Source organism: Undibacterium sp. GW821-FHT11B02 (assembly GCF_058808955.1).
This window is the reverse complement of sequence record NZ_JBXASD010000005.1, coordinates 108,913-135,518: the sequence shown is the minus strand read 5'-3', so window position 1 is coordinate 135,518 and position 26,606 is coordinate 108,913. Positions and strand designations below refer to the sequence as shown.

At 50.1% G+C, this 26,606-nt stretch carries 26 protein-coding genes; 12 read left to right on the top strand and 14 right to left on the bottom strand.

All coding sequences use genetic code 11. The features are described 5' to 3' along the window. Nucleotides 1–419: 419 nt before the first annotated feature. Both AC1RVX_RS11800 and AC1RVX_RS11795 read right to left on the bottom strand, forming a co-directional pair. Nucleotides 420–1,394, bottom strand: a complete 975-nt coding sequence (locus AC1RVX_RS11800; protein WP_493216791.1) for a VirK/YbjX family protein — start codon at nt 1,392–1,394, stop codon at nt 420–422. Nucleotides 1,395–2,190: 796 nt separating this feature from the next. Then, nucleotides 2,191–3,399 (bottom strand): DUF2252 domain-containing protein, encoded by a 1,209-nt coding sequence (locus AC1RVX_RS11795; RefSeq protein ID WP_493216790.1) that lies wholly within the window; start codon nt 3,397–3,399, stop codon nt 2,191–2,193. A gap of 122 nt (nt 3,400–3,521) precedes the next feature. Here AC1RVX_RS11795 and AC1RVX_RS11790 point away from each other — a divergent pair, with 122 nt between their 5' ends. The 4 genes from AC1RVX_RS11790 to AC1RVX_RS11775 all read left to right on the top strand — a co-directional run bounded on the left by AC1RVX_RS11790 (nt 3,522) and on the right by AC1RVX_RS11775 (nt 9,642). Continuing rightward, a complete protein-coding gene (locus AC1RVX_RS11790) occupies nt 3,522–5,174 on the top strand; it encodes a SulP family inorganic anion transporter (RefSeq protein ID WP_493216789.1) in 1,653 nt (550 codons plus the stop codon). 44 nt (nt 5,175–5,218) lie between these two features. Beyond that, on the top strand, nt 5,219–5,695 hold the full coding sequence (locus AC1RVX_RS11785) for an RNA-binding protein (protein WP_493216788.1): 477 nt from the start codon (nt 5,219–5,221) through the stop codon (nt 5,693–5,695). 505 nt (nt 5,696–6,200) lie between these two features. Then, nucleotides 6,201–8,306 (top strand): elongation factor G, encoded by a 2,106-nt coding sequence (gene fusA, locus AC1RVX_RS11780; protein ID WP_493216787.1) that lies wholly within the window; start codon nt 6,201–6,203, stop codon nt 8,304–8,306. Between the two features lie 505 nt (nt 8,307–8,811). Continuing rightward, nucleotides 8,812–9,642: a substrate-binding periplasmic protein gene (locus AC1RVX_RS11775; protein WP_493216786.1), complete on the top strand. Its 831-nt coding sequence runs from the start codon at nt 8,812–8,814 to the stop codon at nt 9,640–9,642. Nucleotides 9,643–9,710: 68 nt separating this feature from the next. On the opposite strand, the gene AC1RVX_RS11770 is transcribed toward AC1RVX_RS11775, so the two are convergent. The 4 genes from AC1RVX_RS11770 to AC1RVX_RS11755 form a co-directional block, all read right to left on the bottom strand. Beyond that, the gene (locus AC1RVX_RS11770; RefSeq protein WP_493216785.1) at nt 9,711–10,109 is read right to left on the bottom strand and encodes a VOC family protein; all 399 of its coding nucleotides are present in this window, start codon (nt 10,107–10,109) and stop codon (nt 9,711–9,713) included. Between the two features lies 1 nt (nt 10,110). Beyond that, the gene (gene corA / locus AC1RVX_RS11765) at nt 10,111–11,079 is read right to left on the bottom strand and encodes a magnesium/cobalt transporter CorA (protein ID WP_493216784.1); all 969 of its coding nucleotides are present in this window, start codon (nt 11,077–11,079) and stop codon (nt 10,111–10,113) included. Between the two features lie 119 nt (nt 11,080–11,198). After that, the gene (locus tag AC1RVX_RS11760; protein ID WP_493216783.1) at nt 11,199–11,627 is read right to left on the bottom strand and encodes a hypothetical protein; all 429 of its coding nucleotides are present in this window, start codon (nt 11,625–11,627) and stop codon (nt 11,199–11,201) included. A gap of 84 nt (nt 11,628–11,711) precedes the next feature. Then, nucleotides 11,712–12,110, bottom strand: coding sequence for a hypothetical protein (locus tag AC1RVX_RS11755; RefSeq protein ID WP_493216782.1), 399 nt, complete (start codon nt 12,108–12,110; stop codon nt 11,712–11,714). Between the two features lie 159 nt (nt 12,111–12,269). Here AC1RVX_RS11755 and AC1RVX_RS11750 point away from each other — a divergent pair, with 159 nt between their 5' ends. Together AC1RVX_RS11750 and AC1RVX_RS11745 are read left to right on the top strand one after the other, a co-directional pair. Beyond that, nucleotides 12,270–12,674, top strand: a complete 405-nt coding sequence (locus tag AC1RVX_RS11750; protein ID WP_493216781.1) for a VOC family protein — start codon at nt 12,270–12,272, stop codon at nt 12,672–12,674. 41 nt (nt 12,675–12,715) lie between these two features. Then, nucleotides 12,716–13,204, top strand: a complete 489-nt coding sequence (locus AC1RVX_RS11745) for a GNAT family N-acetyltransferase (protein ID WP_493216780.1) — start codon at nt 12,716–12,718, stop codon at nt 13,202–13,204. 28 nt (nt 13,205–13,232) lie between these two features. Here AC1RVX_RS11745 and AC1RVX_RS11740 read toward each other — a convergent pair whose 3' ends face one another. The 8 genes from AC1RVX_RS11740 to mpl all read right to left on the bottom strand — a co-directional run bounded on the left by AC1RVX_RS11740 (nt 13,233) and on the right by mpl (nt 21,333). Continuing rightward, nucleotides 13,233–13,703, bottom strand: coding sequence for a hypothetical protein (locus AC1RVX_RS11740; RefSeq protein ID WP_493216779.1), 471 nt, complete (start codon nt 13,701–13,703; stop codon nt 13,233–13,235). Then, nucleotides 13,700–14,395 carry a monofunctional biosynthetic peptidoglycan transglycosylase gene (mtgA, locus tag AC1RVX_RS11735; protein ID WP_493216778.1) on the bottom strand — a complete coding sequence of 232 codons (696 nt, stop codon included), beginning with the start codon at nt 14,393–14,395 and terminating at the stop codon, nt 13,700–13,702. The genes AC1RVX_RS11740 and mtgA overlap by 4 nt, the downstream gene beginning before the upstream one ends. Further along, the gene (aroE, locus tag AC1RVX_RS11730) at nt 14,395–15,240 is read right to left on the bottom strand and encodes a shikimate dehydrogenase (protein ID WP_493216777.1); all 846 of its coding nucleotides are present in this window, start codon (nt 15,238–15,240) and stop codon (nt 14,395–14,397) included. Before aroE ends, mtgA begins: the two co-directional genes overlap by 1 nt. A 2-nt stretch (nt 15,241–15,242) precedes the next feature. Further along, the gene (locus AC1RVX_RS11725) at nt 15,243–16,109 is read right to left on the bottom strand and encodes a TonB C-terminal domain-containing protein (RefSeq protein ID WP_493217108.1); all 867 of its coding nucleotides are present in this window, start codon (nt 16,107–16,109) and stop codon (nt 15,243–15,245) included. An 86-nt stretch (nt 16,110–16,195) separates the two neighbouring features. Next, entirely contained in the window at nt 16,196–18,274 is a 2,079-nt protein-coding gene (locus AC1RVX_RS11720) for a ribonuclease catalytic domain-containing protein (protein WP_493216776.1), read from the bottom strand. Nucleotides 18,275–18,762: 488 nt separating this feature from the next. Beyond that, a complete protein-coding gene (locus AC1RVX_RS11715; protein WP_493217107.1) occupies nt 18,763–19,350 on the bottom strand; it encodes a chorismate--pyruvate lyase family protein in 588 nt (195 codons plus the stop codon). A 10-nt stretch (nt 19,351–19,360) separates the two neighbouring features. Beyond that, nucleotides 19,361–19,933: a YqiA/YcfP family alpha/beta fold hydrolase gene (locus AC1RVX_RS11710; RefSeq protein ID WP_493216775.1), complete on the bottom strand. Its 573-nt coding sequence runs from the start codon at nt 19,931–19,933 to the stop codon at nt 19,361–19,363. After that, entirely contained in the window at nt 19,930–21,333 is a 1,404-nt protein-coding gene (mpl, locus tag AC1RVX_RS11705; protein ID WP_493216774.1) for a UDP-N-acetylmuramate:L-alanyl-gamma-D-glutamyl-meso-diaminopimelate ligase, read from the bottom strand. Before mpl ends, AC1RVX_RS11710 begins: the two co-directional genes overlap by 4 nt. 309 nt (nt 21,334–21,642) lie before the next feature. Between mpl and AC1RVX_RS11700 the strand changes: the two genes are divergently transcribed. The 6 genes from AC1RVX_RS11700 (at nt 21,643) to prmA (ending at nt 26,602) form a co-directional block, all read left to right on the top strand. Next, complete coding sequence (locus AC1RVX_RS11700; RefSeq protein ID WP_493216773.1) at nt 21,643–22,254, top strand: hypothetical protein; 612 nt, start codon at nt 21,643–21,645, stop codon at nt 22,252–22,254. A gap of 84 nt (nt 22,255–22,338) precedes the next feature. Continuing rightward, a complete protein-coding gene (locus tag AC1RVX_RS11695; protein WP_493216772.1) occupies nt 22,339–22,875 on the top strand; it encodes a TlpA family protein disulfide reductase in 537 nt (178 codons plus the stop codon). Between the two features lie 78 nt (nt 22,876–22,953). Then, nucleotides 22,954–23,391 (top strand): type II 3-dehydroquinate dehydratase, encoded by a 438-nt coding sequence (gene aroQ, locus AC1RVX_RS11690; RefSeq protein WP_493216771.1) that lies wholly within the window; start codon nt 22,954–22,956, stop codon nt 23,389–23,391. Nucleotides 23,392–23,536: 145 nt separating this feature from the next. Continuing rightward, on the top strand, nt 23,537–23,992 hold the full coding sequence (gene accB, locus AC1RVX_RS11685) for an acetyl-CoA carboxylase biotin carboxyl carrier protein (protein WP_186946906.1): 456 nt from the start codon (nt 23,537–23,539) through the stop codon (nt 23,990–23,992). Nucleotides 23,993–24,102: 110 nt separating this feature from the next. Beyond that, on the top strand, nt 24,103–25,470 hold the full coding sequence (gene accC, locus AC1RVX_RS11680; RefSeq protein ID WP_493216770.1) for an acetyl-CoA carboxylase biotin carboxylase subunit: 1,368 nt from the start codon (nt 24,103–24,105) through the stop codon (nt 25,468–25,470). A 220-nt stretch (nt 25,471–25,690) separates the two neighbouring features. Beyond that, entirely contained in the window at nt 25,691–26,602 is a 912-nt protein-coding gene (gene prmA, locus AC1RVX_RS11675) for a 50S ribosomal protein L11 methyltransferase (protein ID WP_493216769.1), read from the top strand. Nucleotides 26,603–26,606 lie beyond the last annotated feature (4 nt).

Here is a 26,606-nt window from a genome sequence, read left to right as displayed (position 1 = left end):
GGCAAACCCTCTGGTAACTGACGATCGGATACATTATTCACACTCATCCCTTATGACGAAATGAGTTCTTGTATCTTGTCTAGTATTTAAGTTTACACGATATTGAAGGAGAAGCAGAGCGGAAAGATGATTTTTGGTAAGTTTTGACTGAAAGCTCAGCATGCTCCCTGTTGCTTAACATACCTTATTCGCACAGCGGGGAGTACGCTCTGACCTGCATGCATTTCAGGTTTTTAGCTGGAATCGGACGAAAATCACGTAATTAAGACTTACGTAAAATTGTTACAGCAAGGTGCGGCGACGAAGGCAGTACTAAAAGTACTGCCAGGCGCTGCAATGCAGCTGGAGCGGTTTTGCGTAAGTCCGGTTAATGTAACCAGCTTGTTGGCAGATATTCGCAATACCAAGCGGGCGTAAAATCAGGCTGCGGCCAGACTTTGTGCAATTTCCTTGCGCATGTCCGCTGTCAGTACATCGCGTGCACGGTATTCACTGCGCTTATTGCTAGGTCGGGCTGACCAGGGTTTCTCTTCTACACTTAGTGGTAACAGATAGTTGCCGTTGCTGTGAGGTACCGCGCCAGCACTCTGCCATAAAGCATCGTATTCTGCCTTGATACACTTACTGAACCGGTAGCGCCATGACTGATAGATATGATTCTTTTTGGCGATGCATTCTATGGTCGCACAATTCAATTCCTGCGCTATGCAGCGCAAGGCTTCTATCAGCAGCAAACGCGGCTGTATTCCGTGCAGACTCTTGGTACAGCTACGTATCAATTCTCGCGCATCTTGCTTGCAGGACTGTATGCCACCCACACGTATTGACAGTTGCTGATGATGGCGATCAAAGGAAAAGCTCAGGCATTGCAGCAAATGCGCACCCTGAAACAAGCCCAGTGTCAACCCACCTTCACGCTTGAATGAATTGCAGCGGAACAGGCTCAGGCGGTATTGGTCCTGATTCTTGCCCTGCAGGCTGGCAATATCAAAAGCCTTACCTGCCAGCAGGTCTTGCGCCTGGCTTTTGCCAAACAAAACGCCAGACAAATGAAAATGATTCTGCATTAGAGACAAACGTGCCTCCGTGCCGATGTTGCGATCAAAGAAGGGGCGATGTATGGCGTCCAGCAAAGCAACGTCCTTGCTTACGACCTTACGCAGATCAGTCTGGTGCAGATAAGCGTACCAATCCAGACTGGTGCGGGGACGCAAGCAGCTACGCAGCAAGAACAGACATTTACTCTTGAAATGACTATTGCTGTCTGTCAGACGCAAATACATGGCCCAACGCAAGCTATTCAGCGCTGATGCCGACGGCCGGGCCTGTATTACGGTGGGCTTTTCATGAGACTGGTAGGCATGCCATACCTCTCGCCAATTCAAAATATTCACAACTGCACCATCTGTATCTTATCGTATATTGATGTAACCTAATGTATCCGAAAATAGCAGTAGTATGCAATAGCAATTTTGTCGTCATTTTGTCATCAATTTGCACAAAATTAACAGAAAATAGTGTGATACCAGTTATATAAAACTATTTTATGGCCATTAAATGGATTTTTGGATGGGGCAGATTAACAGATATATTAGCTACAAAGGGCGGTTTGTAACATAAAGTATAGAAATTTCCATGAGGCAACATTGGGGGAGTGGTGCCGCAAAGCAGGAACTGACGCCCGGGGAAGGAGAAAGAGATAAGTCGATGGACTAGCTACTGCAACAGTCCATGCAGATTTTATTAGGCCTTACGCAAAACCGCCCCAGTTGCGTTACAGCTCCTCTCCCAGGAGCCGCGTACCAAAGTACTGTCTTCGTCGCTACGGTGCAGTCGGGGTTTCAGATAATGCATTGTCTGCCAACGAAACGGACCGCCCTTACAAGAGCGGTTTCCTAAAAGCGATAGGTGCAGTCGGAGTTTCAGACAATACATTGTCTGTCAACGAAACGGACCGCCCTTACAAGGGAGGTTTCCTAAAAGCGACAGGTGCAGTCGGGGTTTCAGGCAACATGTTGCCTGCCGACGTAACGAACCTCCCTTGCAAGGGAGGTTTCCTAAAAGCGACAGGTGTAGTCGGGGGTTTCAGGCAACATGTTGCCTGCCGACGTAACGAACCTCCCTTGCAAGGGAGGTTTCCTAAAAGCGACAGCCTTGCTGGGACAATTTTGCGTAAGTCCTATTGATGAATTAAACGGAAGACTTGAAATATCCGAGATCAAATGCCTTGCTATATGCCTTCCAGTCCTTGTTGACTTGTTTGCTACAGAGTGTTGCATGATTCAGGATGACATTAATCCATTTATTCTTTTCTGCAAATGCAATCAGTTCATCATTAATTGCCGATCCCTGCCTGCCAGAGCCACGGATGTGGGCAGAGGCAACGATACACCCCATTAGTTGCATGACATTTTCCAGCTCACTCAGGGAACAAAGTGAATGATCAAGATTGACGCGATCTTCTGTAGGTTGCAGTGCACGCAGGATATAAGCTTTTTTTCCCAAACGAACAGGCTGTAGAAAAGCCATGGATACGGCTTGCAGACGTCGCTGCAAAGCAACCACGCGCTCGGCTTCTGACTTCCATTTTGGCTGTTTTGTTTTCAGGTGTGTCACCAACGACGAAGGCAATGCTTCTTTCAAATCCAGCAAGTAATGACCATTTGGCCCACCCTTGCCTTGCACAAGAACGATGTAACGATCCACACCAAGACTGCCTGTGCCTGCGATACGTCTGGCAATATCCTGTACCTTGAAGAACTGTGGATTACTTTGACGGGTAGCATAGTCTTCAAAGAAGCTCGTCACTATCTCACGCTGTTCAGTGGTGACTGGCAATGCCTTCTTGCCGTCAATACGCAAACGCCTGCGACTCCCTTTCAATACAGTACGCTGCGCCAGAAATTCCGCTCTTTGCCTGCTACGCAATTTTTCCAACAGATTGCCAACCAGTCCATCAGCATTATCCCTTTCCACCCAGTAGCCCTTGCCTGAACATAATGTCCTTTTGTAGGATATTAAAAAGCTTTCGGCGAGTGCTTTTGCCTGAGGCCTGTTCAGTCCCAGGCTTTGCGCCCCCACTTGCACACTGGTCACGAAGCGCAGCAAATCCCATGCAAGCGGTGCCAGGGCTGCCTCATCAAAGTCAGTGATATCAAAATAGGCAAGCCGGTTGTCAGCTTTATAGGTGCCAAAATTTTCCAGATGCAAATCCCCACAACACCATACCAGTGGCGTGCGCAACACCGCCTTGTCTTCTGCCAAACGGTCATAAAAGAGATGGCAGCTGCCACGCAGGAAAACAAACGCGTTTTGCCGCATATTGGCATACTTCATTTGCAGTCTTTCAGGGTCGCGCCCTGTATTGTAAGAAAAAATTCTTAGACACGGATCAAGCATGATAAGCAAGCTTTCGTAGACGAGGCTTTATATGAAGTGACCTATAGCGGCATTAAAAAAACCGTTATTGAATAGACAAAGCATATACTAGAATAAAATAAACATAAATCGAAAAAAATAATATGAAAAACCATTGGGCATGGTCAGACATCATTGCGGGTTTGTCCCTGGCTGGGCTCCTGCTTCCTGAAGCCGTTGCGTATTCAAGTATCGCCAATCTTCCACCACAGGCTGGGATAGTCGCGCTGTTTGCTGGCCTGGTATGTTATGGACTCATCGGCAGCAGCCGCTTTGCCATTGTTGCTGCGACCTCATCATCAGCAGCAGTGCTGGCCTCGGCATCTGCCGCCATGTCAAATGGCGACACCGGTTTACGTTTACTGGTTGCCATCGGTCTGGTTTTATTGACAGGAATTTTCTTTATTTTTGCCGGAATGGCACGTTTGGGAAGTATTTCCGATTTCATCGCCAAACCCGTTTTAAGAGGCTTTGCATTTGGTCTGGCTGCCGTCATTATTTTCAAGCAATTTGCCCATGTTGTTGGGGTTCATGCCAACCATACCGACATGATACGGTTTGCCTACGATCTGTTAAGCCAGATCCACCTCTGGAACTGGGTATCTCTCATTGTGGGATTGCTGGCACTCATCCTCTTATTTGCGCTGGCAAGAATACCGTATATGCCCGGCGGCCTGGCTGTCATCTTTGTGGGAATACTCGCCGGTCAATGGCTGGGGTTGGAACAGTATGGTGTCAGTCTTGTCGGACAGATTGATCTGGATCTGCAAATTCCCACCCTGCCGACCATGACCTATGTGCAGTGGTTGCGCATCGGCGAACTTAGCATCGCCATGCTACTAATTTTATACGCTGAATCCTATAGCTCAGTACGTAACTTTGCGATGAAACATGGTGACACCATCTCCCCCAACCGGGACCTGTTTGCCCTGGGTGCGGCAAATCTGTTATCCGGCATTTTCCACGGTATGCCAGTTGGTGCAGGATTTTCTGCCACGGCGGCCAACGAAGCAAATGGCGCGCAATCGAAATGGGCTGGCTGGGCTGCAGCTGCGGCCTTACTTTTGATCATACTGACCATGCTACCCATCATTGCATTGACACCATCTCCAGTGCTGGCTGCCATTGTCATTCACGCAGTCAGTCATTCATTGCGCTTATCAGCTTTCACTCCTTATTTTAAAATACGCCGTGACCGATTCGTTGCCATTGGCGCTGTGCTTGCTGTACTCTTGCTGGGTGTGCTGGATGGTTTGTTGGTTGCTATTGGTGTCAGTTTGCTGATGTTGCTACGCAAGCTGGCAGAATCCAGCATTTCCATACTTGGTCGCTTGAATGGCGGACATGATTTTGTCAACATGACCGATTATCCGGAAGCACAAAGTATCCCCGGAATACTCATCATGCGCCCCGAAGCAAGCTTATTCTTTGCCAATGCCGAACGCACCATAGTTCAGGCAAAAAAATACCTCAGTGCCGCTGGTGATATACAGGTCGTCATCCTCAGTCTGGAAGAATCCCCTGACCTGGACAGTTCCAGCGTTGAAGCCATCGCCGACTTTTGTGCTGCACTTCAGAATCAGAAAAAACACCTGATGTTTGCACGCTTAAAAAGTGCTTCACGTCAGGTTTTGCAAAGGGCACTGATCGAACACTCCAACATAGGCCCAAGCAGCGACCTGAGTGTGGATGATGTGGTCGTCGTGGCGCAGGAAAAATATTTAAATAAAGAAAATGATCTACGTGAGCCAACGTAAAACCCAACTGCGGAATTGCAAATCCCTAATGACTGAAAGAAAAAATGAATTTACAAAAACTCGTATTGCTATCCCTTTTCATGCTCCCACTTATCGGCGCAGCACAAGAAGTAAAAGAACTGAATCTTAATAAAGATCAGTTAACCGGCTACAGCAGATCCTATAACACTGTGGAAGTCATTCATCTGCGAAAATTTCTGAACACCTATGCCGACACGCGCAAAGAAATAGCACCAGGAGAAGAAAACGCAGCGACCATTCTGGATGGACTCAAGATCGACCCAAAAATCTTGAAAGGAAAATTCATGGTTTATCAGTATTCCAACTTCATCGGCGGCGGTAAAGGTGTCTCTATCGTGTCGCAAGACCACCCCGAAGTGATACTGGATTTCTGGGTTTACAAAATCGATGATGAAAACTGTGAAGTCCGCGACTTGCTGATCAAGGAAGACAACAGAAACCTGGATAACTTCAAAATCGTTTATCGCAATTATTTACATCACAAGACTTTGTATATGTGATGATGGGGACTAGAACTCATTTTATCAATAGGGATGAGTTCTAGTCACGACATCAGGCAACTTGCATTTCACGCATATTTTACATCCCTCTTTTTTCATTCTAAGGCCCCATTTGACAAGTCCTGAATTTGGGATTATTCTGTAAAAATGAAAACACTGAGCATACTCTTTTTTACCTACGCCCTCCCGGCATGTCGGATGACATCCCGGGGCCGCTGATGTGTGCCCGTTGAAACTCTGTTAAGAGTAAAAATACAAAGGCCCACACGGGCCTTTTTTGTTTTCCGGTACTTTGTTTACACACTTGATATCCAAAAACAAAGCACCACTTTAGTACGCACATTGACGTAGTTTGAATCAAATACACTCTCTTTTGAGGAGCCATATAACATGAAGTTAGCCGATGTAGAACGCGCGCGGGACCACTGAAACAAGGGTGGTCGCATGGCCCCGCGGCGCTGTCACCAAGACAACCCTCGACCGCTCGCTATGTAGAAAGACCATCATGACGAACACCACATCCCGTGCCGTATCCAACAAGGCTAACTTTAAGGCTAATGCGCAACCTGCGCGACATCATTTGCGTAACAATTGGCGCAATTTTGGCATCATCGCACACATAGACGCTGGCAAGACCACGCTGTCTGAACGCATCCTGTTTAAAACCGGCGAAATCCATCGCACTGGTGAAGTCCACGAAGGCAATGCCACCATGGACACCATGGCGCTGGAAAAAGAACGCGGCATCACTATCGGTGCAGCGGCGACACGTTGCGTCTGGAACGGCCATGAATTCACCCTGATCGATACGCCAGGCCATATCGACTTTGCGATTGAAGTTGAACGTTCGTTGCGTGTGCTGGACGGTGCCATCACGGTCCTGTCCGGCGTTGCTGGCGTGCAGCCACAAACTGAAACAGTCTGGCACCAGGCAGAAAAACATGGCGTACCTATGATCATCTTCGTCAACAAGATGGATCAGGTCGGTGCCAACTTTGCCCGCGTCACAGAACAGGTGCGCACACATCTTGGCGCCCGTCCTGTGCCGCTGGCAATACCGATTGGCGCAGCTGACGAATTCACAGGCGTCATCGATGTCTTGCAGCAGCGTTTCTTGCAATGGGATGCCAAGGGCAATATGACAGTATCAGCTTTGCCGGCAGAACTGCAGGCACAGGCGCAGACTGCGTATGCTTATGCAGCATCGGTGGCGGCAGAAGCCAATGATGCACTGACAGATGCCTATCTGGCGAATGACACCTTAACCCATGCAGAAATTCTGCAAGGTTTGCGCGTCATGACACTGGCTAGGAAAGCCGTGCCCATGCTGGCGGGTTCTGCATATAAAAACGCCGGTATAGAACCGTTGCTGGATGCCGTGATTGACTGGCTGCCATCACCTGATGACCGTGCTGCACCCATCGCCACCTTGCATGGCGATAGCGTGACGCTTGCCACTGGTGATGCTGACCCTTTGGCAGCGTTGGTGTTCAAGGTAACGCATGACGAACATGGTTCACTGGCATTTGTGCGCATTTATGGCGGCAGTCTGCATGAAGGCGAAACCATCTGGAACGCCAGTCTGGATGCGTCGGTACGTATTGGGCGTCTGTATGTTGTGCATGCGGATGAGCGCACTGGCACAACACAGTCTGGCGCTGGCAGCATCATCGCCATCGCCAACCTGAAAGATGCACTGACCGGACAAACGCTGGCCAGCAAGGCGCAGCCATGGACGCTGGAAACCATTCATGCCGGTGAACCCGTGGTGGCCCTGGCAGTAGAACCTGGCAATGGCACGGACCGGGCAAAGATGTTGGCCGTGCTGGACAAGTTCCGTCGCGAAGACCCCTCTTTGCGATTGGAAAGTGACGCCGAAACGGGCGAGACAGTTCTATGGGGCATGGGTGAATTGCATCTGGATGTGGTACTGGAACGCGCCCGCCGCGAAGCTGCGGTGGATATACGTGTCGGTGCGCCGCATGTGGCCTACAAGGAAACCATGGGCCTGTCTATGGTCGAAGCAGAAGGCAAGCTGGACAAGCAAAACGGCGGCAAAGGTATGTATGCACGTGTTGTAGTGAGGCTGGAATTGCTTGATGCCAAAGATGGTGACTTTGCTTTTGACAATGCCGTCAAAGGTGGCGTGATCCCGACAGCGTTTTTCCCTGCCGTTGAAAAAGGGGTGCAGCAAGCCCTGCAACAAGGTCCGCTGGGGCAAAAAGTAACCGGCGTCAAAGTCACTTTGCTTGATGGTGATTTCCATGCTGTTGACAGTAATGAAATGGCTTTCATCATCGCCGCCAAGGAAGCTGTACTGACGGGCTTGCGCAAGGCAAATCCTGTCTTGCTCGAACCCGTCATGAAAGTGACTGTCGATGCCCCCGCCATCAACACTGGTGATGTTATCGGCGATTTGCAAAGACGCAATGGCCGTGTTTTAGGCATCATTGAAAACACAGGCCGGGTTGAAGTGGTGGCTGATGTGCCTTTGACAAAATTGTTCGGCCATACGACTGACCTGCGTTCGCTGTCGCAAGGCAGGGCGTTTGCAAGTGCAGTGTATGCACGTCACGCAGCTTGTGATGTTGAAGAAGCTGCGTTTATGTGAAGCGTGTCAAAAATACGAGTGACAGTGAAACTGGCTTTCAGTTTTATTGTTCCTTGGTAGCAAAGGAAAGCCAGGGCATCGGTCCTGGCTTTTTTTATCACATTTGCATGCATGGCCATCTTAATTGTGCAACAGTCTCCTGGTTTTCTCAGACTCGAACCAGAATCTACCCGCTATGCAGATCTACCTGGACAAGCTCTTACGCATCATACATGCCAACGATATCCATACACATTGAAAAACAATGGAAAAACCCACCTCGCTGAGTTATTTCAGGCAATGTACAAACCCAGTTCACTGTGCAAGCCAATTATCCTCTCTGGACATACTGCAAAGGCCGTAATTGCAACATCCCGGTACGTGAATTTAAGTAATTTCTTACATCACTTCGGTCAGGCAGATTACACTTAAGTGCAATTGCAATAGAACAATTGACCTGTGTTCTTATATGGCATTCAAAAAAACATTTGAGATCATTCCAAGCTTGCTAATATGCCTTGTCTGCATGGTGCCCACAGTCGGCATGGTCAGGGCTGCCGATCCAGTCAAAATCATTCGTTATCCAAGATTTTCTGCTATAGCAGATCCAACCAGTGAATACATACTGGATATTCTGAAGCAGGCCATCAAAAGTAGTGGTCAACCCTATCAATTGCAAGCCAGTAATGACTCTATGCAACAAGCGAGGGCCATTTATGAACTGACATCAAGTATGGGGGCAGTTGACGTGTTGTGGACCATGACGACGGACGAAAGGGAGGCGCAACTAATTCCCATTCGTATTCCTATCGATAAGGGTTTGATTGGTTGGCGCGTCGCGTTGGTGACCAACGCAAATAGTAACATGCTCAGAGATGTAAAATCCATCAGTGATCTTGCAGCCTTCAGCGCTGGCCAGGAACTGGATTGGCCAGACGTAGCCATATTGAAAAGCAACGGCCTTCCGGTAAAAACTTCAACATCTTACGAACCACTGTTCAAAATGTTGAAAGCAGGTCGCTTCGACTATTTTCCTCGCTCAGTATTTGAAGTACAAAACGAATTTGATTCCCACACCGGCCAAAACCTGCTCATCGATAAGCATGTTGTTATCCACTATCCATCCGCTTTGTATTTTTTTGTGACTCCACGCGACCGTCAAATGGCAAATGATCTGCAAAATGGTCTGGAAGAGATGATCAAGAATGGCAGTTTTGAACGCACCTTTCAAAAATATCTGCAGGTGCCCATCAAAAATGCCAACCTGCCGCAAAGAACCATCATCAACCTTCGCAATCCGCTGCTAAGTCCAGAAAAATTGCCCCTTGACAGGCCGGAATTGTGGTTTCATCCCTGACGTAGACGTGAAAATACCTGCATATAGATCGACATACGATCTGCTTTCGTCAATTCCGTTCGCACTTGTCAGGACGCTACCTCTATAAAATTCAGCTCTATGCCGTTACCTTCAGGGTCATTAAAGAATACTTGATGCTGCGTAGAAAAACCTGCCTTGGCCGCTACCACTGCTTGACGGTAAGCAACACCACCCTGCTGTAATTTTGCCAGCATGGCAGGCAGGTCTGTACAGGTAAAGGCGACATGATCAAAGCCGGTTTTCATTTCTGTCTGACGTACTTCCCCAGGTCGTGGTTCTGACAAATGCAAGACATCGCGCCCACCCGCATACAGCCAATAACCGAAACTGTTAAGCGGACGCGGCCCGACCTCAAGGCCAACATAGGTAAGATAAAAATCTTTCAGCTTATCCAAAGTCGCGCGGTCACCGCGCAAATTGTAATGATTGAGTGCTATTGCTGCCATTTTATTTTAACCATCCTCGACGACGGAAGTACCAGAAGGGAGTAATCGCTGACGCCAACATCAATGCCAGCGCAAACGGGTAACCAAGTTGCCAGTCCAGTTCAGGAAACCAGCCCCTGAAGTTCATGCCATAGATACTGGCGATCAGTGTAGGTGGCAAAAACGCGACGCTGGCTACCGAGAATATCTTGATGATCTTGTTCTGGTTGATGTTAATGAAACCGACAGTCGCATCCATCAGGAAGTTGATCTTGTCGAACAAAAATGAAGTATGCCCATCCAATGATTCAATGTCACGCAGAATTTGCCGCGCTTCTTCAAACTGATCTGCATTCAACAAACGACCACGCATCAGAAAGCTGACGGCACGGCGGGTATCCATCATGTTGCGTCGTACGCGACCATTCAAATCTTCTTCTTGCGCAATCGAGTTCAAGGCTGCTGCTGCATCCTGATCGCTGAAGTTTTTTTGCAGCACACTACGGCTGACATTTTCCAGGTTCTGATAAATACCTTCCAGTGCATCAGCCGAATATTCGGCATCGGTGGCATACAGGTCCAGCAATACATCCTTGTAATCGGCAATAGAGCCGGGGCGTGAACGCGCACGCATACGCACCAGGCGAAATACCGGCAATTCAATGGTACGCACAGAAAACAAAATGTCACGCGCGAGGATAAACGCCACTGTTATTGTGCGCGCAGGCCCATCATCATCGTCGATCAAAAAATCAGTACGCAGATGCAGGTCGCCATTGTCGGCTTCATAGTAACGGGCAGAGGCTTCAATATCCTTGACCTCATCTTCACCCGGCAAGGTAACGCCATAAATGCTCTTGACCCATTCACGCTCTTCTTCGTTCGGGTCGGTCAGATCAACCCAGATAGGCAGCGTATTCTCAAGATCGGCGCGATTTTCCACATTGATCTGACTTAGTCGACCATTGTGTAAAACAAAGACATTAATCATAGGCGAATTCCGGAAAAGCTGGGTTCAGGTTTGGATGGATTGTAAGCCTGTTTTACGTGAATAAGAAGAATGAAGGTCTGTCCTTTTTATCGGCAACATCGAACAATTGTTCCGTTATTTTAATGTTTCGAAAATCGTGCCTGATGACGCAATAACAAAGTTCGCATGGATGATGCTAGATACCATGCATCTTCAATATCTTCACATTCAACCGAGAACCAATAAAAAACCAAATAAATATGCAGCTCGATGTTTTCTTCCAGCAGTGCTAACACTTTCGACCAGATTGGGCCATATATAAAAAACGTATCTTGTGAAGCTGCTTCGTCCGCGGAATCAAGTATCACTTCCATCAATGCAAAGCGTTCATCTTCATTCAGTTCGCCGCACTCATAGGTTGCAATGAATTTTTCCAAATTTAAAGGATCGGATACAGCGAGATGCCATTCATAAAGCAAAGGAGGTATTGGCAAATCCAGCCGCAATGCGAGCGACGTTGCAGCCGCAAAGGTAGGGAATCGCGTCAGATGCTCCATATCGAAGTACATATCAAACCTGATTCGTAAATTTTTTCTCTTCGATTACACAGAGAGCCATGCCTATGAACTCATAGATACGGCCGCAACCCACTATCAGATATCCAGCGCCAGATGCCACTTCGCGCCGACTTCTTTCGCTTGTTCCAGTACTCGCCGATATTCTTCAAAGTCTTCCAGCACATCGTCTGATGCCTGCAGGCTATGCTGCATGTTTTGTATCGCATGAACCACGGCCTCAATATAGGCGATGCCGGCGTCGGCTGTGTGCCAGACATGTTCAGATTTTTCATCTTCTGGCCAGTCTATGTCCTCACCCAGCATATCTTCGATATCCTCAGCAGACTGGCCAATGAAAGATTCCAGCATGGGCAGATCAGCCTGTTCGCACAATGTATCAAGTTCTTCAATAGCATGGGCTATGGCCTTGCCATTGACGAAGGTATCAAAACCAGGTTCATCATTATCAAGCACGATGTAATAGGCAACGCTCATGGTTCTCTCCTGAGTATGGATATAAACAGCTACAAGAAATTACTGCACCTATTTTATCAGCACGGAGTTAGAGAAGTGAAAATGCAATAATTCTGTCACCTGCACAATTATCTGAAGCGAGTTACTATCATCAGGTCTGGAGCAAACTGGAAACCTCTCATGATAAAGATACGCGAAATTGATCACCTGGTACTACGGGTAATGGATTTGAATGCCATGTTGCACTTCTATTGCGATGTGCTGGGATGCCCAGTTGAACGCAGGCAGGATGAAATTGGGCTGGTGCAATTGCGCGTGGGCAGGTCGATGATAGATCTGGTGCCTGTTGATGGAAAATTGGGGCGCATGGGCGGTGCTGCGCCGGGCAAGGAAGCGCGCAATCTGGATCACTTGTGCCTGCGTGTGGAACCCTTTGATGCCGCTGATGTACAGGCGTATCTGCAAACGCACAGTATTCAAGCTGGCGATGTTCAGCAAAGATATGGCGCAGAAGGCGAAGGTCCTTCCATCTATATCAGCGATCCGGAAGGGAATGTGGTTGAATTGAAAGGACCACCTTCATAGTGGAACACGCCTCCCATGCATAAAAAAAACAACTCAGTACCATGAGCTATCAACTAGTCAGCATATCCCTGGAACACCTGCGCGATCTGGAACAATCCGTCGCACCTGCCACGCTGATATACCGTCTTGCCACGGATGCACTGCCACCTGCTTTTGTGGCGGCACGCGCACTGCTGCAGATTGATGCTGGTGCGCCAGCGTACTGGTGTAGTACCTTTTATATTGTGTCGGTTCAGGACAGCCTGATCGTTGGCAGTTGCGGATTCAAATCACCACCTCAGAATGGCTGTGTCGAAATTGGCTATGGCATCTCGCCGGAATGCAGAAGACAGGGAGCAGCCAGCGCTGCAGTGCGTAGTCTGCTGCAACTGGCTTTTGCGGGCGGTGCGACTTGCGTTTTGGCGACAGTCAGCCCGGACAATCTGGCATCAACCAGGGTGGTGCAAAAACTGGGGTTTGAAAACAGTGGCAATGTGATGGATGAACAGCAGGAATTGCTTGCACACTGGCTGGCAAGAAAACCTGCCTGAGGCAAATCGGAGGAGCAGAATGCGGAGCCTATTTCTTACCATTTCCCAATGCCTGCTCCATAATCTTTTTCTTGAGTACTTCTTCATCAGTCTCGGATGCAGAAGCCTGTGATGCCGGGTTTTTAGGCGCTTCCATACCTCTGGCGTCATGCAGTTTGACCTGGCGTGTAGTGGGATTGGTATCGGTGCACAGGGTATCTGAATAGACAGTCTTGCCATTAACGGTGCAGCGACGAACGCCTTCATCCACGGTCGCTGCCTGGCGCATGCCAGGGCTGTTGTTGCTACCGTTGCTGCTGTCGGGCAATTGCACGCCAGTAGCATTTTTCAATTCATTCGAGATGACATGGGCAGATTTACCCCAGCGTGCCCACATCTCGGGCATGGGCAAGTGACCGTTGCGCATGTAGTACAGAAAACCCATGGACAACAGGGCCAGCAGCATGGAAATAATGGCTACTCCGATCAGGCTGATACCATTTTGATGACGTAGACTCATGGCAACTCCGCACTATTCATCCGTTGCATAATCACTTCACTGCGTCTTTGCAAATACCCTGAGCCAGGGTTTTTATCAAAGTAACGTGGCTTGGGTAACATGACTGCCAGTCTGGCTGCCTGGGATGGCCCCAAGTTGGCGGCGCTGGTGTGAAAGTAATGCTGTGCCGCTGCTTCGGCTCCAAATACGCCAACGCCCCATTCTACGACATTCAGGTAAATTTCCAGGATGCGTTGCTTGTCCATGCATTTTTCCAGCATATAGGTGATGATCAGTTCTTCCCCTTTGCGGAAATAACTGCGTTCAGCAGACAGAAACAGATTTTTTGCCAGTTGCTGGGTAATGGTGGACCCGCCGGAAACAACCTTACCCTTCTTTTGGTTTTTTTCGTAAGCCTTTTGCATGGCTTCCCAGTCCACACCTTCATGATCAACAAAGCTGTCATCTTCGGATGCGATAACGGCATGCTTCAGGTTATTGGAAATACGGTTATAGGGTACCCATTTATGCTGGAGCTTGAAGTCCGGCTTCTTTTCCTGCAAGACATCAAGCTGATGGCGCATGAAACTGGTGGAAGTCGGATTATGATCTATCCACCACCATATCTGCACCAAAAAATACGCCTGCACTAGCGTAAACAATACCAGGGGCATCAATACCAGCCAGAACAGAAGTCGACCCAGGAGTTTCATCAGTTATTCACCTGCATGGCTAAACGCATTTCTGCCAGCACCAGTTCACTGGGCGGGCGCAAGCCACGCCATAACGCAAAGGCCTCGGCTGCCTGTTCTACCAGCATGCCCAGACCATCGCGGCATTGTGCATCATGGCTGGCTGCAAAGCGTAAAAAGGCCGTAGGAGCAGCGGCGTACATCATGTCATAAGCCAGGGTAGCTGTCGTGAACAAAGCTGGTGACAACGGTGGCACATCATCATTCAGGCTGGCCGAGGTAGCATTGATGATGACATCCATAGCTTGATCACACTCTTCAAAACGGCGGGCTTGCAGTATGCAATCGCCAGCCAGGCTTTGTACCTGCGCCAGCAAATCCTGTGCCTTGGTCAGCGTGCGATTGGCGATCAACAAGCTGGCTGGCTGTTCCTGCAACAGAGGCAGCAAGGCACCACGCGCTGCACCACCAGCACCCAGCAGTAGTATGCGTTTGCCGCGCAGGCTGACACCTGCATTGCGCACGATATCGGCTACCAGGCCTATGCCGTCGGTGTTGTCGCCATAAATACGATCTGACTCAAACTTCAGGGTATTGACGGCACCGGCAACCCGGGCGCGCGGACTTAACTCATCTGCCAGGGCAAAGGCTTCCAGCTTGAATGGCAATGTCACGTTCGCGCCCTTGCCTCCAGCCTTGATAAATTCATGCACGCTGGCCGCGAAGCCATCGAGTGGTGCCAGCAGGCGCTGGTAATCAATATGCTGCACCGTCAGTTCGGCAAAACGGGCGTGAATGGCAGGTGATTTGCTATGCGCTATTGGGTTACCGATGACAACGTAGGCATCCGGTCTGGTATCCGTCATATTCAACTTTTATCTCCACGCAGTTCAGTTTCGAGTTGCAGTTCACGCGTGAATTTGAAGCGTGTAATCACCACCCACAAGTCATCCTTGTCTGTAGAGCGCATGTTTTGCGGAAAACGTCCAAATGGTGCAGACCGCCTGATAATACGCAAGGCAGCAGTATCAAGCGCTTTATCACCAGAGGACTTTTCTATGCGAGGACCACCTTCTTTTTCATAGATGGTGCCATCCTGGAAAATCGGGATGTAGACGATCAATTCGCCATATAGCTTCTTGCCGTCTTTTTGCGGAAAGTTCAACGTGCCGGTATCTTCGATACGTTTTTGCATTGCCTTGTAATAAATCGCGTATCCGGCTTTTTGGGTGCTCGGAGTAATAAAGGTTTTACGCGGACGCTTGTTCTGGTCTTCTATGGTTTGAGAAATTTCTGCTGCCATGCGTGCCAATGCCTGCGAGGTATCCACCTGATCAGACCCGGTAGCGGGCTTGCGGCTATCATCCAGCGGCTTTTTTTCTTGCTGCGGCAGGCGGAACAATTCCTTGCGCTTGGCCTGGTCTATCAATTGCTGCTGTTGCTGCTCAAGCTCGGCAATACGGCGTTTGGTGGTTTGAGCACTGTCACCGTCTTCAGTCTTGTGCATGTCTGGCAAAGGGGATTTGCTGCGACCACTGTCGTGGGCACCACCGCCATCCAGATCAGCCTGTGCCAATGCCTCTGCCTTCAAGGGTGCCTTGTCGTGCTTGGCGTTGACCAGTATGACTTCCAGCCCGGGGTCCGCCGGCCTGCTTTCTTCTGGTCTTGGGGCGATGAAATGCAATAGCAGCAAGGTCGCATGGATCACCAATGAAATGATGACAGCAACGGTCATTATCAACTTGTCGAAAGTTGTTTTCTCAGGCAGTCTGCCTTTGACGGCTGATGACTGCATCGGCAATTGATCGGTCGGACTATTCATTAATCTGCTTGTGGTTGTTCGGCAGTATGTTCATCGGTTTTATCTGTTGCTGCGCTGGCGTCTGATGCATCGACGGTAGTGTCATCCTGTTCCGTAGCAGGCACTTCTTCAATCACATCCGTAGCGTCGTCATCCAGTTCTTCATCTTCACCCAGTTCGGTGACGGTGGATAACAATTCCAGCAGGCGGGCTTCCACGGTGAGATCGACTTCATCCCAGCGCAGAATATCCAGTCTGACCTGGGCACCGCGCGCAGTCTGCGGCATGCCCGGCAAACGAATGATGAGGGGAATATCGACCAGACGCAAGACCTCATCCTTCAATACCACAGCTTCCACCTGACGGGCCTCTTCCTGCCCCAGCCAGCGCAGGCACCAGTAACGTTCCATATTGTTCTGGAAATCGGCATAGGCCGCATAAGCCGCATCAAAACCTGACACGATGGCGAACAGGTCAGCATCCTTGGGTTTGAACGGTGCGACCAGCGGCGCTGTCACCCCATGCTGTACGCAAGCGATGATTTGCCATTGATTGACCAGATCAGTATAGCGACGCAGCGGCGAGGTACTCCAGGCATATTGATCCACGCCCAAGCCCTGATGCGGTGCTGCATGGGTCAGCATGCGTACCTGCATGCGTGCGGCCCAGCCACCGGGGCCACGGCCACCAGCCACACCCTGGGCGCGGTAAATACCGGGGATGCCATGGTCAGCCATGAGCTTGCCCCAGGTGCTGTTGGCAAAGATCATCAGTTCTGCCACGATCTTGTCCAGCGGTGCGCCGCGCTTGCGACGGACGATGGAGACCACATCTTCTTCAACATAAAAATTGAAATCGACGCGGTTATTCTGTTCCGGCTTCATGCCAAAGCTTTCGCGCTTGACCATACGGCCCTGTTCCAGCACTTGCGCCCATTTCCACAGTTGGGCGATATCAGCCTTGTGTGGATACTCGCCGGCATCATTCGCCAGATTGTCTTCTGTCACCAGCGCATCAAGGTCATTGTGGCGCAGATTGCTGGCCATGGGAATGGCTTCTATCCTGGTTTCGGTACTGATGACGGACCAGTCTTCAGTATTCAGGGTTGCATACAGCGACAAGGCCGGGCGGGTCTGGCCTGCACCAAGAGTGTAAGCTTCTACCAGTTCATCTGGCAGCATGGTGATCTTGTCGCCCGGCATGTAGACGGTGGACATACGGCCGCGCGCAATCTGATCAAGCGCATCGCCACGCTGTATGCCTAAAGCCGGGGCCGCGATATGTATGCCAACGCGCAATTGCCCATTGCCGATATCGACGACAGAAAAAGCATCATCAATCTCAGTAGTGGTGACATCATCGATAGAAAACGCCTGCACATCGGCAACCGGCAAATCAGTCGGCAGAGCCGGCACGGTAATAGCCGGGAAAGCCACACCCTTGGGGAAGTGTTCGTAATGAAACTTGGCCAAGTGCAAATGCTTGGGGCTGGCAATACCGCCAGCTGCCAGCATCAGACGTTGCGGCGACATTTGCATGACATCGCAGGCTTCTGCCAGGGCTTTGTATTCTATGCTGTTTTTATCCGGCTTGAACAACAGTTGCAGGGCTAGCGGCTTCATCACATCAGGCAGGTGGTTTTGCTTGAGTTCTTCGACATAGCCCGCCTGTATCAGGGCTTGCTGTTTTTTCTTTTCTATACCCGCCAATGCCGCTTTCAGTGCGGCTTCTGGCGCAGCCTTATAGCGGCCACGGCCTTTTTTGTAGAAATAAATAGGCGCATTGTGCAAGGCTAATATCAGCCCTGCTGCTTCCACCGGTTGCGGTGCATGGCCAAAATATTCGGCACCGAGTTCGGCAAAGCCAAATTCGTCCTGACCGGCGACTTCCCATAAAAATTCCAGGTCTATTTCAGCCGCAGCAACCTTGGCCTGCTCTATCAGGCTGACAGGATCAGGGGAGGCAAATTGCAACAGTACATCCTTGGCCTTGACCTTGGTGCGCTTGCCGCTGGCCATTTCGACCTGATACGCCTCACCAGACTGCGTCATGAGACTGCCTGCCTTGAAATCACCGGATTCTTCAAAAAATAAATTCATTCAATACTTCTTTAGTTAAAACCAAAAAGCTCAACACAGAGGCAGCGAGACACAGAGAAAAGCAAGAGAAAATCTTTGTACTTTTTTAACCCTGCTATTGTCAGTCCCTCTTGGTTGAGACGTTTGTTGTTTCTATTCTTACTTTGCTTTATCAGCAAAGCGGAAATCATTCAAATACTTATCAATTCCCTCCCCTTGAAGGGGAAGGAGCTTTATATATTGTGGCTTGCGTTTTAACCAAACCAGTTTGTCACGAACGCCTCTGGCCCACCAGCCCGGTGGATTCCTGCCTTCGCAGGAATGACGACTTTGAGAGTACGGCTTTATTAATACGATACTGCCCTGTTTCTCTCTACGTCCTCTTTGCACTTCTCTGTGTCTCCCTGTGAAATCTCTGTGGTGTAGCAGAGGTTTCGAACGGCATGCTGTTCGCCTGCGTAACGAAGGCTGCGTGCAAGCAGCCATTCCTTTCTCTGTGTTGAGAGGTCTTAATGCCTTTCAACAAGCTGCAAACCCTCAATCCCAGGTAAAAACACTTCCGTCACCAGCAAGCACCCGCCCTTGCGCCAGAATTGAGAACGGCGCGCCAGCATGCTGTGCACGTTTGCCAGTTCTGGCTGCCTTGCCACGATACGGCGTATCAGCGGGTGGCTTTGGTGCAAGCGGGCATAACTCAAATCCCCTCTGATTACCAGCGGATCATTGAACAAGGTGCTGCCCAAAGACTTTTCGCCCAGTGCATGAAACAAGGGCCATTCATTCGCTGTCGCGGTCAATGGCACGACAGTATGTCCATACACCATGGCAGCGCCATCACAGCGCAAAAATACTTCCCGCTCATGCACCTTCATGCTTCTTGGCAAACCTATGGCAGCATATTCATCCATCAGACAAATGGCTTTGTGCTGCGACAAACGCTGCACACGAAATTGCGCGCATCTTGCCATCAACCTGGCAGTCAAAGATTCACGATTGGTCAGCCAGTCTTGCATCTGAGCGCCGGTTTGTATAGCGTTGACATGCTCCACCCATCTGGCCACCCGCGGGTGCTGCATCTTCTTCGTTTGCAAAATCACAGCTTCCAAATCAATGCGCCTTGTCACAAAAAGCCATGACCATATCAAGATAATCGGCAAATTCGGCAATGCCGTGATCGCTACCTTCAATCACATATTGTTTTGCATCCGGATAATGAGCAACCATTTCACGCCAGTCCAGCACCTCATCACCCGTCGCCGCGATCAGAAAATAGCGTTCCGGCTTGCTGATCTGCTCAACAACCAGAGAACGCAGCTCTGCCACATATTCAGCCTTGAATTCAAAGATGCGGTCACTGTGATAATAGGTCGTCACACCGACATAGTTTTCCAGGTCGCGTGGCGGCTTGACAGCCGGGTTGAGCAATATGGCCTTGCAACCGTATTTTTCTGCCAGCCAGGTCGCATAGTAACCGCCGAGTGAAGAACCGATGATGCACACTTGCCTGGCATCCTGCCCTGCCAGCAGCGCTTCGGCCTGCTGTATGGCCAGCAAGGGCGAGGGTGACAATTCCGGGCAAACAATTTCGTCAGCACGCCCCAATGCCTGCATGTGTTCACGCATGACACGCGCCTTGCATGAATCTGGCGATGAGCGAAAACCGTGCAGATACAGGATCATGCTGCCCTGACCTCGCTACCACTCTGTTGTGCGCGATCTTGTAGCGCATCCAGCAATTTTTGATGGACGCCACCAAACCCGCCATTACTCATGATCAGTACATGGTCACCGGGCCGGGCTTGCTCAACGATGGCGTCTACCAGATCAGCAATCTTGCTATGACAACTGACTTTGTCACCCAGCGGGGCCAGGGCTTCGGCAAGGTCCCAGCCCAGGGCATCTTTGCCCTCTGCTGCACCAAAACCAAATACCAGATCAGCCTGTTCCAGGCTACCAGGTAAAGCCTGCTTCATGGTACCCAGCTTCATGGTGTTGGAACGCGGTTCCAGTACAGCCAGGATACGTGCGGCCCCGACCTTATGTCGCAAGCCGGCAACCGTAGCACCAACCGCAGTAGGATGATGGGCAAAGTCGTCAATGACGGTGACGCCATCGGCAATACCGCGCACTTCCATACGACGCTTGACGCTGACAAACTGACCCAGAGCTTCAATGGCGATGTCTGGCGTCACACCGACATGGCGTGCGGCTGCAATCGCAGCCAGCGCATTCTGACGATTATGTTCGCCATTCAGGTTCCAGTGGACTGTGCCTTGCACTTCGTCATTGAAGACAACATCAAAATTTTCACCATCCTGCATGATCAGACGCCAGGCATGGTTAGCACCAAAGAATTCTTTTTCACTCCAGCAACCGCGCTTCAACACACGTTCCAGCGAAGCATTGTCACCGTTGACGATGAGACGGCCAACGCCAGGTACGGTACGCACCAGATGGTGAAACTGGTTTTCTATCGCCGCTACATCAGGGAAGATGTCAGCATGATCATATTCAAGATTATTCAATACTGCCGTCTTGGCATGGTAATGCACGAATTTGCTGCGTTTGTCGAAAAACGCCGTATCGTATTCATCCGCTTCGATCACAAAGAAATCCGATGCATGGCTGCCCCATAAGCGGGCAGAAATACCAAAATTCAGCGGTACACCACCGATCAGGAAGCCCGGCGCATAACCGGCATATTCAAGTATCCAGGCCAGCATGGCTGAGGTGGTTGTCTTACCGTGGGTACCAGCGACAGCGAGTACCCACTTATCATGCAATATATGGTCTCCCATCCATTGCGGGCCAGATACATAGGGCAAACCCCGGTTGAGGATTTCTTCCATCAAAGGATTGCCACGCGATACCACATTGCCTATGACATATAAATCAGGCTCCAATGCTATTTGCTCGGCACCATAACCCTGTGTCAGGGTGATGCCCTGCGATTCAAGCTGGGTGCTCATAGGGGGATAGACATTGGCATCACAGCCAGTCACCGTATGACCGGCCTCTTTCGCCAACACCGCCAGACCGCCCATGAAAGTGCCGCAGATACCTAATATGTGAATATGCATAATTGAACCAAATTCCAGAATCCCGCAATTCTACCTGAGACCGTGCCTAGGTAAGCACTGTTCTTAAAACCACTCACCACAGAGGCACAGAGAAAGGAAAGGCCGCTTGCATGCCACCTTCGTTAGGCAGGCGAACGGCGCGCCGTTCGAAACCCCTGCTTCACCAAAGAGAAAAGCAAGGGAAAACATTAAAAGAAGAATTACTTTTATTATATTATTAATAATAAAACTTCTCTGCACCATCTCTGTGCCTTTGTGTCTCCGTGACTCTGTGTTGAGGGGTTTTTGGTATTCAGTTATGATGACCACATGATGATCCATACACCAAACGAAGCCGAAAGCCTGCGGGCTGAAATTGCTGCTCTGGCAGCACGCATGATCGCCGAAGATGGTACTGACTATGCGTCAGCCAAACGTAAGGCAGCCAAACAACTGCTGGGCCACCAAAAAATCAAGGGCGATGTACTGCCCGACAATGCACAAATTGAGCAGGAAGTGCGCGAATACAATGAATTGTTCTTTGGCGATACCCAGCCTCAGCGACTCTTGCATTTGCGCCAACTGGCATTGGAATTGATGGACGAACTCGAACGTTTCCATCCCTACCTGATAGGTGCGGTACTGAATGGCACCGCTGGCAATCATTCAGATATCCATTTGCACTTGTATGCCGACAATACCAAAGAGGTGGCAATTTATTTGCTGAACAAAGATATACAATTTGAAGTATCGGAAAGTTTCAACAATCGCAATGAAAGAATAGAAACCCTGAGCTTCATGCATAAAAACGAGGGCGTGCACTTGATCTTGCATGATCAGGATGCCATTCGTAGCGGCCATGGCAAGAGCACTGAAAGAGTCAGTGCAAGTGCCTTACGTGCCCTGTTGGCTGAAGATGGCACGCAAGATCAAGATGCGTAGATCATCAGCAGTTGGTTCTCAGCACAAATCAACAAGCTGCGCTACCATCATCATCTGGATGCAGCTCTGTGAAAGAATTCCCGTATGAACAAGAAGTTTATTGGTCTGGCCATCGTGCTTGGTTTGCTATCGACCGGTCTGGGCATTTATGCCAGCAACGTCCAGACCACACCTAAAGCACCCGAGAACAAAGCGGTAGCGCAGTTGATGGCGCAGCAATTCAAGGATAGTGAAGGCAAACCCCAGGCCATGACGCAATGGCAGGGGCGCTATTTGTTAGTCAATTTCTGGGCTACCTGGTGTGCACCCTGTGTGCAAGAAATGCCAGAACTGTCCGCCTTGCAGGAAGAACTGAAAGGGAAGACAGTGCAGATACTGGGCCTGGGTATCGATAGCCCCAGCAATATTGCTGAATTTGCAAAAAAATACAAGATCAGCTACCCACTGTTTGCCGCTGGCATGGAAGGTAGCGAATTATCGCGTCAGCTAGGAAACCAGGCTGGTGGCCTGCCATTTACCATTTTGATTGCACCAGATGGAAAAGTTGTCAAAAACTACCTTGGCCGCCTGAAAATGGCGGAATTGCGTGCCGACATCGCCAAATTTTCTCCTGAAAAATAGAATTTGCGACATTTTTCCTTGCCAATCTACCGCTATTAGCGGCAAAATGCGGCCATCTTCGTCAAATTGAATGCGACTATGGCAAGCAAACTGCTGCTGCTGAATGGACCCAATCTGAACCTGCTAGGTAGCCGTGAGCCTGCCACTTACGGAGCCACAACCCTGACAGAGATAGAAACTGCAGCCCAGGCGCAAGCCCATGCTGCGGGTGCAGAACTGGCTTATTTCCAGAGTAATCATGAAGGCGCATTAATTGATCGCATTCATGCTGCCCAAAAAGAGCAAGTCGATGCTATCATCATCAACCCGGGCGGGCTGACACACACCAGTGTTGCCTTACGGGATGCGCTGGCTGCTGTTGCCATACCATTTATCGAAGTGCACATCTCCAATGTGCACCAGAGAGAAGCCTTCAGACATCACTCTTTCCTGTCGGCAATTGCCAAAGGGGTCATTTGCGGCCTTGGTACTGATGGTTACCGCCTGGCAATTGACTTTTCCCTCAAAAATATTTAAATTCTCGCATCTTCGCGCAATTTGCCGATAATGCCAGCCTATTTCGTATATAATCCAAGCTTCGGCGGCGTCATCAGAGCTGTTTTACTGCTCAGATTTGCGCGCCTCAATTAATTCAGAACCACTTTTTTCAAGGGGATTCCACATGGATTTAAGAAAACTCAAGACCCTGATCGACCTCGTAGCAGAATCAGATATCGCTGAATTGGAAGTGACTGAAGGTGAAGGCAAAGTCCGCATCGTCAAATCATCTGCAATGCCACAAAATCAAGTCGTCATGATGCAGCAACCCCAGCATCAGCAAATGATGCCAGCTGCCGCGCCAGTTGCTGCAGCACCAGTCACCGCAGCACCCGTGGTACCGGATGGCCATATCGTCAAATCCCCTATGGTGGGTACGTTCTACCGTTCTTCCGCCCCTGGCGCAGCCCCGTTTGCCGATATCGGCAAGAGCGTTAATGTTGGCGACACCCTCTGCATTATCGAAGCGATGAAACTGCTGAACGAAATCGAAAGTGATTTCTCAGGCACGGTCAAACAGATTCTGGTTGAAAATGGTCAGCCTGTTGAGTACGGCCAGCCCCTGTTCGTGATTGGCTAATCCAGGCGCGCATTAGGGAAATGTCGGCGCCTGCGGCTATCAGCCAGCGAGCACTGAAACAGGATTTTCCGCTAATGCAATTGCAACCATTGCCACAGCAAAGTTAAATCATGTTTGAAAAAATTCTTATCGCCAATCGTGGTGAAATCGCGCTACGTATCCAGCGCGCCTGCCGCGAGATGGGTATCAAAACCGTCGTCGTGCACTCTGAAGCCGACCGCGAAGCAAAATATGTGAAGCTGGCCGACGAATCTGTTTGCATAGGCCCGGCTCCTTCCAATCTGAGTTACCTGAGCATGCCGGCCATCATCAGTGCCGCTGAAGTCACTGACGCCCAGGCGATTCACCCTGGTTATGGTTTTTTATCTGAAAACGCCGATTTTGCCGAACGCGTAGAGCAATCCGGCTTTGTCTTCATTGGTCCGCGTGCAGAATCCATCCGCCTGATGGGCGACAAGGTCTCAGCCAAGCATGCCATGATCAAGGCTGGCGTGCCGTGTGTGCCCGGCTCTGAAGGTGCATTGCCGGACGACCCGAAAGCCATCGTGCAAATCGCCCGCAAGGTCGGCTACCCGGTCATCATCAAGGCTGCTGGTGGTGGTGGTGGGCGCGGCATGCGTGTCGTGCATACTGAAGCTGCCTTGCTGAATGCGGTCACCATGACCAAGACGGAAGCTGGCGCTGCCTTTGGTAATCCTGAAGTGTATATGGAAAAGTTTCTGGAAAACCCGCGTCACGTGGAAATCCAGATTCTGGCCGACCAGCATGGTAGTGCCATCTGGCTGGGTGAGCGTGATTGCTCCATGCAACGCCGCCACCAAAAAGTCATTGAAGAAGCTCCAGCACCTGGCATTCCACGCAAGATCATCGAAAAAATCGGTGACCGCTGTGCAGCTGCCTGCCGCAAGATTAATTATCGCGGTGCCGGTACGTTTGAATTCCTGTACGAAAACGGTGAATTCTATTTCATCGAAATGAATACCCGCGTCCAGGTTGAACATCCGGTAACGGAAATGATCACTGGGGTCGATATCGTACAAGAACAGATACGTATCGCTTTCAATGAAAAACTGCGCTTCAAGCAAACCGATATCACCCTCAAGGGCCATGCGATTGAGTGCCGTATCAATGCCGAAGACCCATTCAAGTTTATCCCGTCGCCAGGTCGCATCACTTCCTGGCATACTCCGGGTGGCCCTGGTATCCGAGTGGATTCACATGCGTATGCCGGTTATTTCGTACCGCCGAATTATGATTCCATGATAGGCAAGGTCATCGCCTATGGTGAAACGCGTGAACAGGCTATCCGTCGCATGCAGATCGCTTTGTCGGAAATGGTGGTTGAAGGTATACAAACCAACATCCAACTACACCGCGAGTTGATGATTGATGCCCGCTTCATCGAAGGTGGTACCAATATTCATTATCTGGAACACAAATTGGCGGATATGCCAGAGTTGTCAAAAAAAGCAAAGTAATCGAAGTAAAGACCTCTCAACACAGAGGCGCAGAGACACAGAGGGACACTGAGAAGGGTCCGGGAGTCTGTGGCTTGCAAAAATTGTAGCTCAGGCGATATTGATGAAAAGAAGCACAGAGAAAACACAAGTTTTTCTCTGTGCTTTTGCCTGTGTTCTGGTGCCTCTGTGGTAAGCTTTTCGGTCTTGAAGTTATAACGTCGTATAAGAAAGTAGCAATATGGGTTGGATAGAAATAGTGATTGAAGTGGCACGTGAACAGGCAGAGGCTTTGTCAGATGCCCTGATGGATGCGGGCGCACTGTCAGTTTCAGTCGAGGACGCAGATGAAGGCACAGATGCCGAAAAACCATTGTTTGGTGAACCCGGTATGGAACCGGACGAAGCAGCCTGGGATCGTAGCCGCGTCGTAGCCCTGGCCGATGTCGATTGCGATCACGCGACGCTGGTCGCCTCAGCTGCCGCCGCCATCAATCTGGCAACTGTACCTGTCTATATCACACGCAAGGTTGAAGAGCAGGACTGGGTTCGCCTCACACAATCACAGTTTGCCCCCATCCATATTGGTAAAAATATATGGGTTGTGCCGAGCTGGCATGATGCCCCTGACAGCAATGGCCTGATCCTTGAACTGGACCCTGGCCTGGCTTTTGGCACTGGTAGCCACCCTACGACACGACTCTGTATGGAATGGCTGGAAGCGCATGCGCCACAAAACCTGTCGGTACTCGACTATGGTTGCGGTTCCGGTATATTGGCAATGGTGGCCAGCAAACTGGGGGCTGCCACGGTCATCGGTGTTGATATAGACCCGCAGGCGATAGAATCGGCCAACTACAATGCGGAACGCAATCAGTGCCAGATTGAATACGCACTGCCGGAAGCATTTGGCGCAGCTCATCCGGCATCAGAAAAATTTGATATCGTGGTCGCCAACATCTTGTCCAGCCCGTTGAAACTGATGGCCCCCATGCTGGCTGGCCGTGTCGCCCCAGGTGGTGCATTGATACTGTCTGGTGTACTGGCAAGACAGGCAGAAGAAGTGGCAGCGGCTTATGCCCCGTTCATTCAGCTCAGCGTCTGGGCAGAACACGAAGGCTGGGTTGCCCTGTCAGGCAGACTGGACGGCTAACGCA